The sequence below is a fragment of the Planomonospora parontospora genome (assembly GCA_014647935.1).
Classification (GTDB): Bacteria; Actinomycetota; Actinomycetes; order Streptosporangiales; family Streptosporangiaceae; genus Planomonospora; species Planomonospora parontospora.
Map to the genome: position 1 here is coordinate 264,111 of BMQD01000010.1, position 14,712 is coordinate 278,822.

Here is a 14,712-nt window from a genome sequence, read left to right on the forward strand (position 1 = left end):
CCCTAGCTCACCCGCACCCGGGGGTCGATGGCGGACACGATCAGGTCCGACAGGAAGCCCGCGACCAGGACGCAGACGGCGGCGAACAGGCTCACCGCGGCGACCGAGTTGACGTCGTGGCTCTGGATCGAGTCGACCAGCCAGGCACCCATGCCGTGCCAGCCGAAGATCTTCTCGGTGAAGGTCGCACCGGTCAGCATCGTGCCGAACGAGAAGGCGAAGTAGGTCGCGACGGGGACCAGCGAGGTCCGCAGCGCGTGCTTGAACAGCGCGTTCCTGCGGCTGAGCCCCTTGGCGCGGGCGGTGCGGATGAAGTCCTGGCCCAGTACGTCGAGCATCATGTTCCGCTGGATCCGGCTGTAGTAGGCGATCTGACCGAGGGTGAGGGAGATCGTCGGCAGGATCAGGTGGTTGAGCCGGTTGGTGAGCTGGTCCCAGCCGCTCAGCGCCGGGTTGTACTCGCCGGTGTACTCCAGGAGGGTGAAGCCCAGGACGCCGTTGAGCCCGGCGGCGGCGACGGTGAGGAGCGTGGCGAGCACGAAGACGGGGATCGCCATGACGACGAACGCGCCCACCCCGATCGCCCGGTCGCTGATCCTGTACTGCTTGACCGCGGCGTAGGCGCCGACGCTCACCCCGACCGCGGCCCCGAGGATCGTGCCGACGAGCAGCAGCCGCAGGCTCACCCCGACCCGGCGGCCCAGTTCCTCGTTGACCGGCTTGCCGTCCCAGGTCCTGCCCAGGTCGCCCGTGGCGACTCCGGCGGCCCAGGTGACGTAGCGCTGGAAGACCGGCGTCTTGTCGTTGAGGTTGTACTGCTCCAGCGTCGCGTCGATGACGGCCTCGGCCACCGGCGGCTGACGGCCCTCGTACTTGTAGCGCGGGTTCAGGCTCGTCGCGGCGAGGAAGTAGGCCATGCTCGCGGCGATCGCCACCAGCAGCACATTGCTGACCAGCCGTTTGAACAGGTAGGCGCCCATCATCCTCCCCTCGGGGAACGTGCGGGAGTGCGCGGGGCGTCGGGCGGCCCGATAGCCGAGCACGCCAAAATCGCCATTAACGCACGGTTTGTACCGGGTTAAGGGATTTAGTCCGGGATAAGCGAAACCATACCTGCGTCCGAGGGACGGGCCAGAGCAAGTGCCATAACAATTGACGACACGTATGTTCGCTTTTCGTAACATATGTCTTGATTTAGTGACATAAAGCAGCGCGCCCGATGACCGCCGCAGGAACAGCCCAGGTGAACGACCCGGCTGGAAGGCACCGACGCCGGGCACTTCCGCGGAGACGACGAGGGGCGGCCTCCGGAGGTCCGGAGGCCGCCCCTCGGGCGATCACGTGCGGGCGGTCAGGCGGAGAGCAGCACCTCGCGGCTCTCCACGGGCTCGCGGATCGGCTCGACCTTCGCCTCGTCGCGCATCCCCCACGGCGAGCCGTAGGCGTTGAGCAGTTCCAGGAACGGCACGGCGTCGAACGCCTCCGGCCCGAGCACGCCCGTGCCCGACCACACGCCGGTGGCCAGCAGCTCCAGCGCGACCACGGGGTGCACGGCCGTCTGCCAGACCACGGCCTGGCAGCCGTACTCGCTCATGGACCACTCGTTGTCGACCACGTGGTACAGGTAGACCTCGCGCGGCTCGCCGTCCTTGCCGACGCCCTTCACCCAGGTGCCGGCGCAGGTCTTGCCGCGCATCCGGTCGCCGAGGGTGGCCGGGTCGGGCAGCCTGGCCGCGACCACGTCGCGCGGCGAGGCCTCGACCCCGCCGACCTTGATCTTGTCCGCGCTGTCCAGGCCGAGCTTGCGCAGGGTCTTCAGCACGCTGATGAACTCCTCGCCGAGGCCGTACTTGAACGTCACCCGCCGGGCGTCGATCCAGCGCGGCACGAGCAGGACCTCCTCGTGCTCGACGTTCACGCACTCCACGGGGCCGATGCCCTCGGGGAAGTCGAACACCTCCGGCTCGCTGAACGGCTCGGTGGTGCGCCAGGCTCCGTCCTCCCAGACCACCGGTGGGTTGAGGCACTCCTCGATGGTCGTCCAGATGGAGAAGGTCGGCGCGAAGTCGTAGCCGTCCACCACCAGGTTGGACCCGTCGCGGACGCCGATCTCGTCGATGCTCGAGAACAGGTGGTCGGCGGCGTAGCGGGCGAAGACGTCGGCCAGGCCCGGCTCCACGCCCATGCCCACCAGCGCCAGGGAGCCCCTGGCCCGCCACTCGCCGTCGAGGGCGAACTGCTCGTCGCCCAGCTTCACGCCCGGCAGTTCGTACGGCCGGAGCGGATGGGGACGCGACAGCGACATCGCCATGTCCAGGTAGCGCGCCCCGGTGTTCAGCGCGGCCCGGAACAGCGGCATGGTGAAGCGCGGGTCCACCGCGTTGAAGAGCACGTCGCAGCGGTGCTCGGTGAGAGCGGCCTCGACCGCTCCCTGGTCGGAGGCGTCCAGCGCGACGGCGCTGAAACGCGGGTCTCCGATCTTGGCCACGACCTCGGCGGCCCGGCTCTGTTTAGAGTCCGCCACCACGATGTGTTCGAAGAAATCTCGGCGCGCGGCGATCGGGACGACGGCGGAGCCGACGCCGCCGGCCCCCACAAGAAGGATTCTCATGGCGGGACTCTATCCACTGACTGGTCGACCAGTCGATAGCGGGGGCGGAGTTTTCCCACCGAATCCACGGCTGAAAATGGTGATCACCGCGAAAACCGTCGCGATCCGACTGTCCGGCCCGGGCAGGGAATCCGGGAGCAGATCCGGGCAGCAGGTCCGGGCGCTCCGGCGCAGGTGTCGTCAGAACGGCGAGTCCGGGCAGCGGGCCCGGGCGCTCCGGCGCGGGTGTCGTCCGGGCGGGGAGCGGGGCGCCCCGGTGCCGGGGGAAGCACGCGGGAGCGCCCCTGAAGCAGGCGCGCCCGGCGGGGGAACCGGACCGCGCCCGCGGCTCGTCAATCGCCGGCCGGGAAGTCCCCGCCTACTTCACGAGGGCCTTCCAACGGCCCGCCCAATCGGCGTAGTCAGTGCATTCCCCGCCCACGCCGCCGCAATCGCGCGATGGGCGAACGGCAAAGAAAACCCCCTCCGGCCGCTTCCCGTCCCGGGCGTCGTGGACGTCGCAGACGTGGCGGGCGCGGCCCGTGCAGGCCTCGGGGTTGGCCGGCGCCAGCCCGGTCCAGGCGGCGGCCCACCGCTGCGCCTCGGCGGAGCCCATCCAGTCGAGCCATTTGTAGGCGCAGTTCGGGCTCGCGGCGGCGGCGGAGATCATCCAGGAGTCGGCCCAGCCGGTCGCCGGCGCCTTGCCGAACGTCTCCAGCGGCCTGCCCGCGCGCTCGAAGAGGTCGGCGTGGTACGGCCAGGCCTGGGCCAGGCGCACGGAGCCGCCCGCGACCGCCCGGACCACCTCGACCGGGTCCTTCCAGTAGACCCGGTCCGGCCCGTCCCGCTCGGCGAGCAGCCCGACCGCCGCGTCGAGCTGGGCGGGGGTGAGCTGGAACGGGTCGGAGACGTCCAGGTCCCGCCCGGCCCCGGCGAGCGCCAGCGCGGCGTCGGCGATGCTCAGCGGGTCGTCCCTGATCGCCACGGGACTGGTCGTGTAGAGGTCTCCGGGACCGTCGTAGCCGCCGTCACGGGCACCGTCGCGGGACCCGCCGTGGACGACCCGGTTGACCCCCCACAGATAGGGGACACCGTAGACCTCGTCCTTCCGGCGCAGCCCGGGCAGCTCGCGCAGCCACCCGGGGATGTCGTCGTACGCCTCGATCAGCGAGGTGTCCACCGGCGCGACGCTTCCGCCGGCCATGAGCGCCCCGGCCAGCTCCGGCGGAGGCGAGACGACGTCGTAGGAGCCGTCCTCGAACCTGGCGGCCATCTCCTCGCCCGTCCGCACCCGGTCCAGCGCCACGACCCGGCATCCGGTCCGCTTCTCGTACGGGGTGACCCAGTCGACCTTCGTGCTCGTCCCGCCGTACTCGACGCGGCCCTGCAGCGCCAGCACGCGCAGGGTGCCCTCCGACTCGCCGATCGACGCCGAGGGCGAGGGCGAAGGGCTCGCGGCGGGCGAGCCGGTGGGCTTCGCGGTGGCCGTCACGCCGGGCGTCGCCGGGGCCGCGGGCGTCACCGCCGGACCGGCCGCGAGCCGGACGGCCGGTGACCCCGTGCCGGCGCAGGCCGCGAGCATCAGGAGACCCGTGCCCGCCATCCCCGCCAGCCTCGTACGGCGGAGCCGGTCCCTACCCACGATGCCCCCTCGAACGCCGTTGCCGACCTGCTCGGAGCCTACCGGCCGCGGAGCCCCTCGCGGGGCCCGGCGGCCGTACGGTCCGGCACCCGTCCCGCGCACCGAGGCGAGGAGCGGGGAACCGGGCACGGAAACGGGATGGCGGCCGGGCACGGAGACGGACACGGAGACGGACACGGAGACGGGAGGGCCGCCGGGAACTACGCGCTGGTCGGGAAGCCGAGGTTGACCCCGCCGTGGCTCGGGTCGAGCCAGCGCGAGGTGACGACCTTGCCCCGGGTGTAGAAGTGCACGCCCTCGGTGCCGTGGACGTGCGTGTCCCCGAAGAGCGAGGCCTTCCAGCCGCCGAAGCTGTAGAACGCCGTCGGCACCGGGATCGGCACGTTGATGCCGACCATGCCGGCCTCCACCTCGTTCTGGAAGCGCCGGGCGGCGCCGCCGTCGTTGGTGAAGATCGCGGTGCCGTTGCCGTACTCGCCGCCGTTGATCAGCGCCAGGCCCTCCTCGTAGGAGGAGACCCGCACCACCGCCAGCACCGGGCCGAAGATCTCCTCGGTGTGCACCCGGGATCCGGGCGGGACGCGGTCGAGCACGGTGGGCCCGAGCCAGAAGCCGGGGGTCTCCGCCGCGGCGCCGCCGCCCAGGACCGGCGTCAGCCTGCCGTCCACCACCAGCTCCGCGCCCTCGGCGACGCCCACCTCCAGGTAGGAGGCCACCTTGTCGCGGTGGGCTGCGGTGACCAGCGGACCCATCTCGGAGCGGGGGTCGTCGCCGGGACCGACGGTCAGCTTCCCCACCCGGGAGACGATCTTCTCCACGAGCTCGTCGCCGACCGGATCCACCGCCAGCACGACGGAGATCGCCATGCAGCGCTCGCCGGCCGAGCCGAAGCCCGCCGAGACCGCGGAGTCGGCGACGAGGTCGAGGTCGGCGTCGGGCAGGACCAGCATGTGGTTCTTGGCCCCGCCGAGCGCCTGGACCCGCTTGCCGGCGGCGGTCCCGGTCTCGTAGACGTGGCGGGCGACCGGGGTCGAGCCGACGAACGAGACGGCCTTGACGTCCGGGTGCTCCAGCAGCCGGTCCACCGCCTCCTTGTCCCCCTGGACCACGTTGAAGACCCCGTCCGGCAGTCCCGCCTCCGTCCAGAGCCGGGCCAGCAGCAGCGAGGCCGACGGGTCGCGTTCCGACGGCTTGAGCACGAAGGTGTTGCCGCAGGCGATCGCGACGGGGAACATCCACATCGGGACCATGGCCGGGAAGTTGAACGGGGTGATCCCGGCGACCACGCCCAGCGGCTGGCGGATCGAGTAGGAGTCGACCCGTGTGGAGACGCCCTCGGAGAAGCCGCCCTTGAGCAGGTGCGGGACGCCGCAGGCGAACTCCACGACCTCCAGCCCCCGGGCGACCTCGCCCAGCGCGTCGGAGTGGACCTTGCCGTGCTCGGCGCTGATCAGCGCGGCGAGCTCGTCGCGGTGGGCGTGCACCAGCTCGCGGAAGCGGAACAGCACCTGCGACCGCTTCACCAGCGAGGTGTCCCGCCAGCCGGGGTGGGCCGCGGCGGCCGCCGCCACGGCCGCGTCGACCTCGGCGGCCGAGGCGAGCCGTACCCGCCCGGCGACCTCGCCCCTGGCCGGGTCGAAGATGTCCGCCGTGCGGCCGGCGCCCGCGACGGCGGTTCCGTTGATCCAGTGAGTGACGTTCTTCACGATCCCGTGCTCCCTGCGCGCCCTGCGGCGCGCCTCCTCCCGCGCCCTGCGGCGCGATGCCTCCCGCACGCCTGTCCGGTACGGCGCTCCCGCGTACCGGCGTGCGGCGTCCTGCCTGCGTGCGGCGTCCTGCCTGCGTGCCTATGGCGCGGCGACCTCCGCGGCGACGGTCTCGAGCGCGGCGACGACGATCCCGAGGCCCTCGGCGGCCTCCTCCGCCGTCAGGGTGAGCGGCGGGGCCATGCGCAGCACGTTGCCGTACAGGCCGCCCTTGCCCACGAGCAGACCCGCCTTCCGGCTCTCCTCCATGAACCGGGCCGCGAGCGCCGGGGCGGGCGCGCCGGTGGCCGGGTCGACCAGCTCGACGGCGAACATCAGGCCCTTGCCGCGCACGTCCCCGACGATCGGCAGGCGGGGCGCGGCCTCGCGCAGGCCGTCGATGATCAGCGTGCCGGTCCGGGTCGCGTTCGCCTGCAGGTCGTGGTCGAGCACGTAGTCGAGGGTCGCGTTGGCCGCGGCCATGGAGACCGGGTTGCCGCCGAAGGTGGCCAGGCCGGTCGCGTGCAGGGCGTCCATCAGCTCGCCGCGGGCGACGACGCCGCCGACCGCGAAGCCGTTGCCGAGGCCCTTGGCGAAGGTCATCATGTCCGGCGTGACCCCGTGGTCCTGGATGCCGAAGAACGCCGAGCCGGTACGGCCCCAGCCGGTCTGCACCTCGTCGGAGATGAACAGGATCCCCTCGGCGTCCAGGACCTCCTTGTAGGCCGCGAACAACCCGTCGGGCGCCATGGTGAACCCGCCCACGCCCTGGATCGGCTCGGCGATCAGCGCGGCGACGTCACCGCCGGCGGCGGTGGCGAGCACGTGGCGCAGGTCCTCGACGCAGGCGGCGATGTAGTCGGCGTCCGACATGCCGCGGAACTGGGCGAGGTGCCGGTCCGCGCCGTGCAGGAAGTGCACGTTCAGCGGCGAGAGCGAGTTGTTCTTCCACGCGCGGTTGCCCGTCACGCCGACCGCGCCGAAGCTGCGGCCGTGGTAGCTCTGCCGCATGGCGAGCACCTGGTCGGACCTGCGCGCGTAGGTGGCCAGCAGCAGCGCCGTCTCGTTCGCCTCGGTGCCGGAGTTGGTGAAGAAGACCTTCGCGTCCTCGATGCCGGAGAGCCGGGCGATCTTCTCCGCCAGCTCGACCTGCCCGCGGAGCAGGTAGACGGTGGAGGTGTGCACCACGCCGGTGGCGAGCTGCCGCTCGACGGCCTCGCGCACCTCGGGCACGTCGTAGCCGATCATGTTGGTCAGGATGCCCGCGAAGAAGTCCAGGTAGGTCTTCCCCGACGCGTCGACGACCCGGTTGCCCTTGCCGCCGACGATCTCGATGGGCTCGTTGTAGTAGAGGGCCAGCCAGTTGGGCATGACCGCCCGGTGACGCGCGAGAAGGTCCGACATGCATCGAGTATCCCTGCCCGCGCTCACCGCTCCTACCGGCAGACTGTCGGGGAAACCGGCAGTCACCCGTCAGGGTGTAAACCCCGCGCCCACCCCCTGCGCCTCCCCTTCCGCCTCGGCCCGGGCCCCCGCCCTCGGCGCGGGACGGACCACCGCCAGGGCCAGGGCCGCGGCCGCGGCGCAGAAGCCGATGCCGACCCAGGAGCCGAAGGACATGGCCGAGACGAACGCCTCCCGCGCGGTCCCCATCAGGGCCGGGTCCCCCAGCAGGGCGGCGCCCGCGATGGACTCGCGCGCGGCGGCCGGCGCCCCGGCGGGCATCGACGAGGTGTAGACCCCGGCGAGCACGCTGCCGAGCACGGCGACGCTCAGCGCCATGCCGACCTGCTGGACGGTGTCGTTCAGCGCCGAGCCGACCCCCGCGTGGGCGGGCGGCACCGCACCCATCAGCGTCGCATAGGCCGCCGGTCCCGCTAGGCCGCCGCCGACCCCCATGACCATGAGGCCGGTGATCAGCGTGCCGTACCCGCTGTCGGCGGACAGGAAGGCGAGCACACCGAAGCCGAGGCCCATGACGCCCAGCCCGGCCGCGATGAGCGCCCGGTTGCTGACCTTCTGCCCCAGTCCGGCGCCGACCGCGTTGAACAGCGCCGCGGCCACCGCGTACGGCAGCAGGGCGAGTCCCGCCTTCATCGGGTCGTAGCCCAGCACGAACTGCAGGTACTGGGTGAGCATCAGCAGCAGCGCGCCGGTGCCGAACGACATCAGCACGATCGAGAACGACGCCCCGCTGAAGTTGCGGTCGCGGAAGAGCTCCAGCGGCAGCATGGGATGGTCGGAGCGGCGCTCCCAGAGCACGAAGGCGCCGAGCGCGAGCACGGCCAGTGCCGCGACGGCCGGCACCGGGCCTCCGGTCAGCCCCTCGGAGGGCAGGGAGATGACCACGAAGACCAGCGCGCTCATGCCCGTGGTGGACAGGACCACCCCGGCCGGGTCCAGCCGCCGCGCCGGGCCGCGCGACTCAGGCATCAGCACGACCGCCGCCGCGGCGGCCACCACCGCGACGGGCACGTTCAGCAGGAAGATCGACCCCCACCAGTAGTGCTCCAGCAGGAAACCGCCCAGCGTGGGACCGGCGATCACCCCGACCATCGCCACCGCGCTCCACGCCGCGATGGCCTTGCGGCGCTCGCTCTCGTCGAAGACGGTGATCAGGATCGACAGCGTGCTCGGCATCAGGATGGAGCCGCCGACGCCCATCAGCGCGCGGGCCGCGATGAGCTGCCAGGGCTCAGTGACCACCACGGCGACCAGTGAAGCTCCGCCGAACAGGATCAGGCCGATGATCAGGAAGCGCCTGCGGCCGTACCGGTCGGAGAGGCTGCCCGCGGTGAGCAGCAGACCGGCGAAGACCAGGATGTAGGCGTCCAGGATCCACTGGATGTCCGCCGGTCCCGCGCCGAGATCGGTCATCAGGGACGGGATCGCCAGGTTCAGGACGGTGTTGTCCACCACCAGGACCAGCAGGCTCAGGCACAGGACCCCGAGGATCCACCAGCGCCGCGGATCCCGCTCTTCTCGTACAGTGTTCGATTCCACTCGCACACTGTACGACAAAAATCGCACGGTGTGCGAGTGCATTTATGCTGGAAGGGTGCAGCAGCCCATCGACTCGGTCTGGACCCGCGAGCCCAGGACCTCCAAGAGCCCGACGCTCAGCCGCGGGCAGATCGTCCGCGTCGCGATGGAGCTGCTCGACGCCGAGGGGGTGGACGCGCTGAGCATGCGCCGCCTGGGCGCGAAGCTCGGCGCGGGGGCCACCAGCATCTACTGGCACGTGGCCCACAAGGACGAGCTGCTCGAACTCGTCATGGACGAGGTCTACGGCGAGGTCCCGCTGCCCGACCCGGAGGTCGTGGGGTGGGAGGACGCCGTCACGGTCTTCGCGTACGGCCTGCGCGACGCGCTCTTCAAGCACCCCTGGGCGGTCTCCCTCATCACCACCAGGCCGTCCCTCGGTCCCAACGCCATGCGCCTGTCCACCCGCATGGCGGCCGCCTTCGGCCGGGCCGGCTTCACCGGCATGGAGCTGGACTACGCGGGCGCCGCCCTGCTCTCCTACGTCCTCGGCGCCACCGCGCCCGAGATCGCCTGGCGGAGCATGGTGGACCGCTCCGGGCTCAGCGGCGAAGAGCTGACGGACGCCCTGCACGAGACCGTGCGCCGGGCGGCCCGTGACCACCCTGACCTCATCAGCCGCCATGAGCGGTACCGCGCCCACGACGCGGACGTCGCCCGTGCGGTCGGCTTCGACTTCGGCCTCAGCTGCCTGCTCGACGGGCTGAGGGCGCGCCTGGCACGGGACGCCGGCCCCCGCACCGGAATCGACAGGGAGTCACGGACATAACGTAAAACACCAAGCAGGCATATTTACACATTGATCGGTTATTCTCGGTTCGTGCTGCCCACCATCGCCGATGTGCTCGCCCTGGACACCGTCCGCCGGGGGAATCCGCGGGTCGTCGCGGGCGCCGACCGGCTGGACACGCGGGTGCGCTGGGTCCACGTCGGCGAGGTCACCGACATCGCCCACCTGCTGCACGGCGGCGAACTGGTGCTCACCACCGGCATCGCCCTGCCCGACGACCCCGACAAGCTCACCGGCTACATCACCGGCCTGGCGGCCGTCGGCGCGGCCGGGCTGATCGTGGAGCTGGGCCGCAAGTTCATCGGGGAACTCCCCAGGTCGGTGGTGGCCGCCGCCGAGGAGCACGGCCTGCCGCTGGTCACGCTGGCCCGCGAGACCCCGTTCGTGCAGATCACCGAGGCGGTGCACGCCCGGATCATCGACCGGCAACTGGAGGAGTTGCGCGCCTCGGAGCAGCTCCACGAGGTCTTCACCGCCCTCTCCGTCGAGGGCGCCTCCCCCGCGGAGATCCTCGCCCAGGTCTCCCGCCTCTCCGGTCGGCCGGTGCTGCTCGAGAACCTCGCCCACCAGGTGCTCGCCTGCGAGTCCGCCGGGCAGGACACCCGCACCCTGCTGTCCAGCTGGGAGAGCCGCTCCCGCGCCGTCACCTCCGATCAGCGCACCTCCTACGACACCGCCTCCGGCTGGCTGGTCACCATGGTCGGCGCCCGGGGACAGGACTGGGGCAGGCTGATGCTGCTCTGCGAGGCCGAGCCGGGCCCCCGCGACATCGTGCTCGCCGAGCGCGCCGCGACCACGCTGGCCCTGGGCCGCCTGCTGGAGCGGCACCAGGAGTCCCTGGAACGGCAGGCCCACGGCACGATCATCTCCGGCATCCTCAGCCACGCCTACGCCGATCCCGACGAGGCCGCGGCCCGCGCCCGCGCGGTCGGCGTACCGCTCACCGGCCGCAAGCTGATCAGCGTGGTGCTCCGCCTCGCCGAAGCGCCCGAGAACCCCCCGGACGGCCCGGAGCAACTCGCCAGGCTCGTCGAACTCGCCGACGCCGCCGCCGCGGCCTGCCGCGCCGCCCGCTTCCCCGCCCTGGTCGGAGCCCTGGACCAGAACCGCGTCGGCGTCCTGCTCCCCCTGCCCCCGCGCGCCCTGGCCGAGCCCACGCTGACCACGCTCTCCGACCGCCTGCGCGCCGCCTTCACCGTGCCGTTCGTACTCGCCGCCGGCTCGGTCGTGGAAACCGTCCGCGACGTACGGCGCAGCTTCCTCGAGGCCGAGCAGGTCGCCGACGTCGCCGTCCGGCAGCCCGACGGGCGGGCCTTCTACCGCCTGCCCGACCTGCACCTGCGCGGCCTGCTCCACCTGCTGCGCGACGACGCCCGGCTGCAGACCTTCGCCGAGCGCGAGCTCGGCCCCCTGCTGGCCCACGACGCCCAGCGCGGCGGCGACCTGGCCCGGATCCTCCGCGTCTACCTGGACTCCGGGCGCAACAAGGCGGTCGCGGCCCAGAAGGCCCATCTGTCCCGTCCCGCCTTCTACGATCGGCTCCGACGCCTGGAGCGCATCCTCGACGCCGATCTGGACGACGTCGAGACCTGCCTCTCCCTCCACGTCGCGCTGCTGGCGCTGGAGTCCTTCCGCAGGGACGTCCCGCGCTCCTGAGACCCCGGCATCCGCCCCGTATCGGCCGTCGATGGCGCGGATACGCGTGATCTCATACCAGAAACATCACTTTCTCCGGCTCTTTCCCGCGTTTCACCGTCATTGACAGGTAGATCTCGGCACCATGGTGCACCGAAGTCAGGTCACCAACGGGGAGAGATATACATGTCACGACGTCTCATCGTCGGGCTCACGGCCGTGGCGATCGCGGCCACGGCGATTCCGGCGGAAGCCGAACAGGCGGGGGCCGCCTTCCCCTCCTCGGCGTTCCCGCTCGGCGAGCCCGGGGCGCCGGTCAAGAACCAGCGCGCGGTGGCTCCCGGAGTCGACCTCTTCAGCGTGACGCACGGCACGCCCACCCAGGGCTGGACCGTCTCCCTGCTGATGCCCAACGGGCACGACAACGGCCCGCTGACCACCGCCCAGGCGAAGGCCGTCGAGGCCGAGGCGGCCGGTTTCACCCCGAGCGTCCTGAGGATCGTGCAGCCCGCCGCCGCGGACGCTCCCCCCGTCGAGCGCTACATGGTGCGGATCGGGCTGTGGACGTTCAAGCAGCGGGCCAAGGCCGACAAGGTCGTCAAGGAGCTCAAGGCCGCCGGGATCCGCGCCAAGACCGACTTCCTCGGTGACGACGGCGACCAGACCACCGGCCCGTGGGACATGCGGGTGGTGATGGTCGACCCGAAGGTCTTCAAGGGCTCCTACCGGACCAGCGTCGGCACCAGCGTGGCCAAGCGCGAGACGACCTCTTCGATGTCCAAGCTCAACAAGGCCATCGCGGGCGTCAACGGTGGCTTCTTCAACATCCACACCGCCAGGGCGCTCCAGGGCGATCCCGTGGGCGTCTCGGTGGTGGGCGGGAAGCTCCTCAGCGAGGGGACGCCGGGCCGGAGCGGGCTCGTTATCACCGGCAGGAAGGCCTGGATCACCGAACTGCGGTCGGCGGTCACCGCGGTCTCCTCCGACGGGACGAAGGTCGAGGTCAAGGGGGTCAACAGAGCCGCCACCGCGGACGAGCTCGTCCTCTACACCGAGGAGTTCGGCGCCAAGACCGCCGCGGACGGCGGCTCCGAGGTCGTCGTCGACGCCCAGGGCAGGATCGTGAAGGCCCGCGTCGCCGGCGGCGTCGTCCCCCGCGGACACTACGTGCTCCACGGCACCGGCCTCATGGCCGACTGGCTGCACGAGCACGCCTGGGAGACCTGGACGATGAAGATCGACACCAAGGTCATCGACCTGCGGACGGGAAGAGCCGTACGGCTCACCCCCCAGACGTACGTGATGGGCGGCGGGGTCGGCCTGCTCAGGAACGGCCGGGTCCGGATCAGCGCGGCGGCCGACGGGCACGCCTCGGTCAACATGATGCTCCGGCGCCACCCCCGCACGATCGTCGGCGTCAACAAGTCGGGCGGGCTCATCCTGGTCACGGTCGACGGCCGCAACCCGGGCGTCTCCGTCGGCGCCTCGATGGTGGAGGCCGCGCAGATCATGCGCTGGCTGGGCGCCAAGCAGGCCATCAACTTCGACGGCGGCGGCTCGACCGCGATGGTCGTCGGCCACAAGGTCGTCAACCGGCCCTCCGACGGCCGGGAACGGACCATCGGGGACGCGCTGTTCATCACCCCCTGACCCACCGGCCCCCGTGTCCCGCCCCCGGGGCGGGGCACGGGGACGGGACACGGTACCGCCGCGGAGCGTGCCGTAGACGTACTCGTCGACGTCGAACGTGGTGACACGACCACCCGTAGCGGGTGGGCAGGCCAGGCCGCCATCCTTCTTCTCCGAACCGGCCGAAAGTACGGCTCCGCCTGCCGGGAACCCTGCTTTCGACCCATACCGCTCTCGGCCCGGGCTCGCAGAATGTGTCCCCATGTCACGTGAAGAACCACCCCCGGCACAGCAGACCCGGCATCGGCCCAGCACCCCCGACCATCCTCCCGGTCCCTTGCCGGGGCCGCCCAGCCGCACCTCCCCGGCACAGCGCCCCGCCACCGCTCCGGGGAAGCCGCACCCGGCCACCCGCCCCCACATCGCCGCGCTCGACGTCATCCGCGGGTTCGCCCTGTGCGGCATCCTGCCGGCCAACGTCAAGCCGATCGCCCACATGGCCGGCACCGGAGCGGCGGCACAGCCGGTGGTGACGGCGAACCAGGACGGTGCCTGGCTGGACCTGGGACTCTTCGTCGACCAGCGCTTCTTCCCGATCTTCTCCCTGCTGTTCGGCATCGGTTTCTCGCTACTGCTGGACTCCGCGGGAGATCGGGTCCCCCGCCCACGGCTGCTCCTGCTGCGCCGGCTCCTGGCGCTGCTCGCCATAGGCCTGGCTCACATGCTCCTGCTGTGGCGGGGCGACATCCTGACCGTCTACGCCGTCGTCGGCCTGCTGGTGCTGCTGCCCTCGACCTGGCTGCCGCGCCGGGCCGTAGCCGGACTCGCCGCCGTCCTCATCGTGTTGCCGCCGGTCCTCGGCAGCAACGGTGTGCCGCTGGTACCCGGGCTGTTCCTGCTGGGCTCGGCGCTGACCCGGTACGGTGTGGTCCAGCGGATCGAGCATTCGGCCCGTGTCCCGGCCGTGCTGGGTCTGGTCTTCGCGACGGGGGCGGTGCCCGCCGTGTGGCTGCAGATCGAGTCCGGGGCCGCCGGTGCGGACGGTTTCAGCTCCTGGTTCGCCCTCGCCGGACTGCTGATGGCGGGTGCCTACGTGTGCGCCCTGCTGCTTCTGCTCAGAACACCGCTCGGACCTGTGCTTCAGGGGATTTTCACGCCGCTGGGCCGAATGGCGCTGACCAACTACCTGTCCGCCACGGTCCTCGTCCTGATCGCCACCCGCCTCGTCGGTGGCTCGCCGGACGGCTGGTCCTCGGCGACGGTGCTCCTGATCTCCGGAGCCGTTCTCGTCCCCCAATGGCTGGTGTCCACGCTCTGGCTGCGCCGCTACCGCCAAGGACCCCTGGAACGGCTCTGGCGCTGGGTCACCTGGCTCAGCCGTCCGCCCCTGCGCCGCAATCCCTGACCGAAGACTCCCGCCGGCGAACCCTCGTCTCCCCCGCCACAACAGAGAAGAGCCCGCCCTCCAGGTGAGCCCCCGGGATAACGGAGCAACGAAAGAAAGGCCGCCCTCGAAAGACGACCCACCCCGTTCCGCAACCAGCCCCGGACAACGATCATCCGTCACCCCGGAATCATCCCCGCGAAAACAAGAAAGGGCCGCCCCGAAGGACGGCCCTCACTCATAACGATTGTCCGG

General features: G+C 71.5%; 10 protein-coding genes. 4 read left to right on the plus strand and 6 right to left on the minus strand.

The genetic code is table 11. The annotated features are described in order from the left end of the window. Positions 1–2 precede the first annotated feature (2 nt). The 6 genes from IEZ07_RS17905 to IEZ07_RS17930 all read right to left on the minus strand — a co-directional run bounded on the left by IEZ07_RS17905 (position 3) and on the right by IEZ07_RS17930 (position 8,980). The gene (locus IEZ07_RS17905; RefSeq protein WP_191895810.1) at positions 3–980 is read right to left on the minus strand and encodes an ABC transporter permease; all 978 of its coding nucleotides are present in this window, start codon (positions 978–980) and stop codon (positions 3–5) included. Between the two features lie 371 nt (positions 981–1,351). Continuing rightward, the gene (locus IEZ07_RS17910) at positions 1,352–2,611 is read right to left on the minus strand and encodes a saccharopine dehydrogenase family protein (protein ID WP_068897052.1); all 1,260 of its coding nucleotides are present in this window, start codon (positions 2,609–2,611) and stop codon (positions 1,352–1,354) included. A 358-nt stretch (positions 2,612–2,969) separates the two neighbouring features. Further along, the gene (locus IEZ07_RS17915; protein ID WP_191895777.1) at positions 2,970–4,232 is read right to left on the minus strand and encodes an extracellular solute-binding protein; all 1,263 of its coding nucleotides are present in this window, start codon (positions 4,230–4,232) and stop codon (positions 2,970–2,972) included. 200 nt (positions 4,233–4,432) lie between these two features. Further along, positions 4,433–5,941: a CoA-acylating methylmalonate-semialdehyde dehydrogenase gene (locus IEZ07_RS17920; RefSeq protein WP_275413829.1), complete on the minus strand. Its 1,509-nt coding sequence runs from the start codon at positions 5,939–5,941 to the stop codon at positions 4,433–4,435. Between the two features lie 138 nt (positions 5,942–6,079). Further along, entirely contained in the window at positions 6,080–7,381 is a 1,302-nt protein-coding gene (locus IEZ07_RS17925) for an aspartate aminotransferase family protein (protein ID WP_191895779.1), read from the minus strand. Between the two features lie 69 nt (positions 7,382–7,450). Continuing rightward, complete coding sequence (locus IEZ07_RS17930) at positions 7,451–8,980, minus strand: MFS transporter (protein ID WP_204054404.1); 1,530 nt, start codon at positions 8,978–8,980, stop codon at positions 7,451–7,453. Positions 8,981–9,035: 55 nt separating this feature from the next. Between IEZ07_RS17930 and IEZ07_RS17935 the strand changes: the two genes are divergently transcribed. The 4 genes from IEZ07_RS17935 to IEZ07_RS17950 all read left to right on the plus strand — a co-directional run bounded on the left by IEZ07_RS17935 (position 9,036) and on the right by IEZ07_RS17950 (position 14,478). Next, entirely contained in the window at positions 9,036–9,788 is a 753-nt protein-coding gene (locus tag IEZ07_RS17935; RefSeq protein ID WP_239320096.1) for a TetR/AcrR family transcriptional regulator C-terminal domain-containing protein, read from the plus strand. 51 nt (positions 9,789–9,839) lie between these two features. Next, complete coding sequence (locus IEZ07_RS17940) at positions 9,840–11,465, plus strand: PucR family transcriptional regulator (protein WP_068897056.1); 1,626 nt, start codon at positions 9,840–9,842, stop codon at positions 11,463–11,465. A gap of 165 nt (positions 11,466–11,630) precedes the next feature. Beyond that, positions 11,631–13,094 (plus strand): phosphodiester glycosidase family protein, encoded by a 1,464-nt coding sequence (locus IEZ07_RS17945; protein ID WP_191895782.1) that lies wholly within the window; start codon positions 11,631–11,633, stop codon positions 13,092–13,094. A 241-nt stretch (positions 13,095–13,335) separates the two neighbouring features. Next, positions 13,336–14,478, plus strand: coding sequence for a DUF418 domain-containing protein (locus IEZ07_RS17950; RefSeq protein ID WP_191895783.1), 1,143 nt, complete (start codon positions 13,336–13,338; stop codon positions 14,476–14,478). The last annotated feature ends 234 nt before the right edge of the window (positions 14,479–14,712 follow it).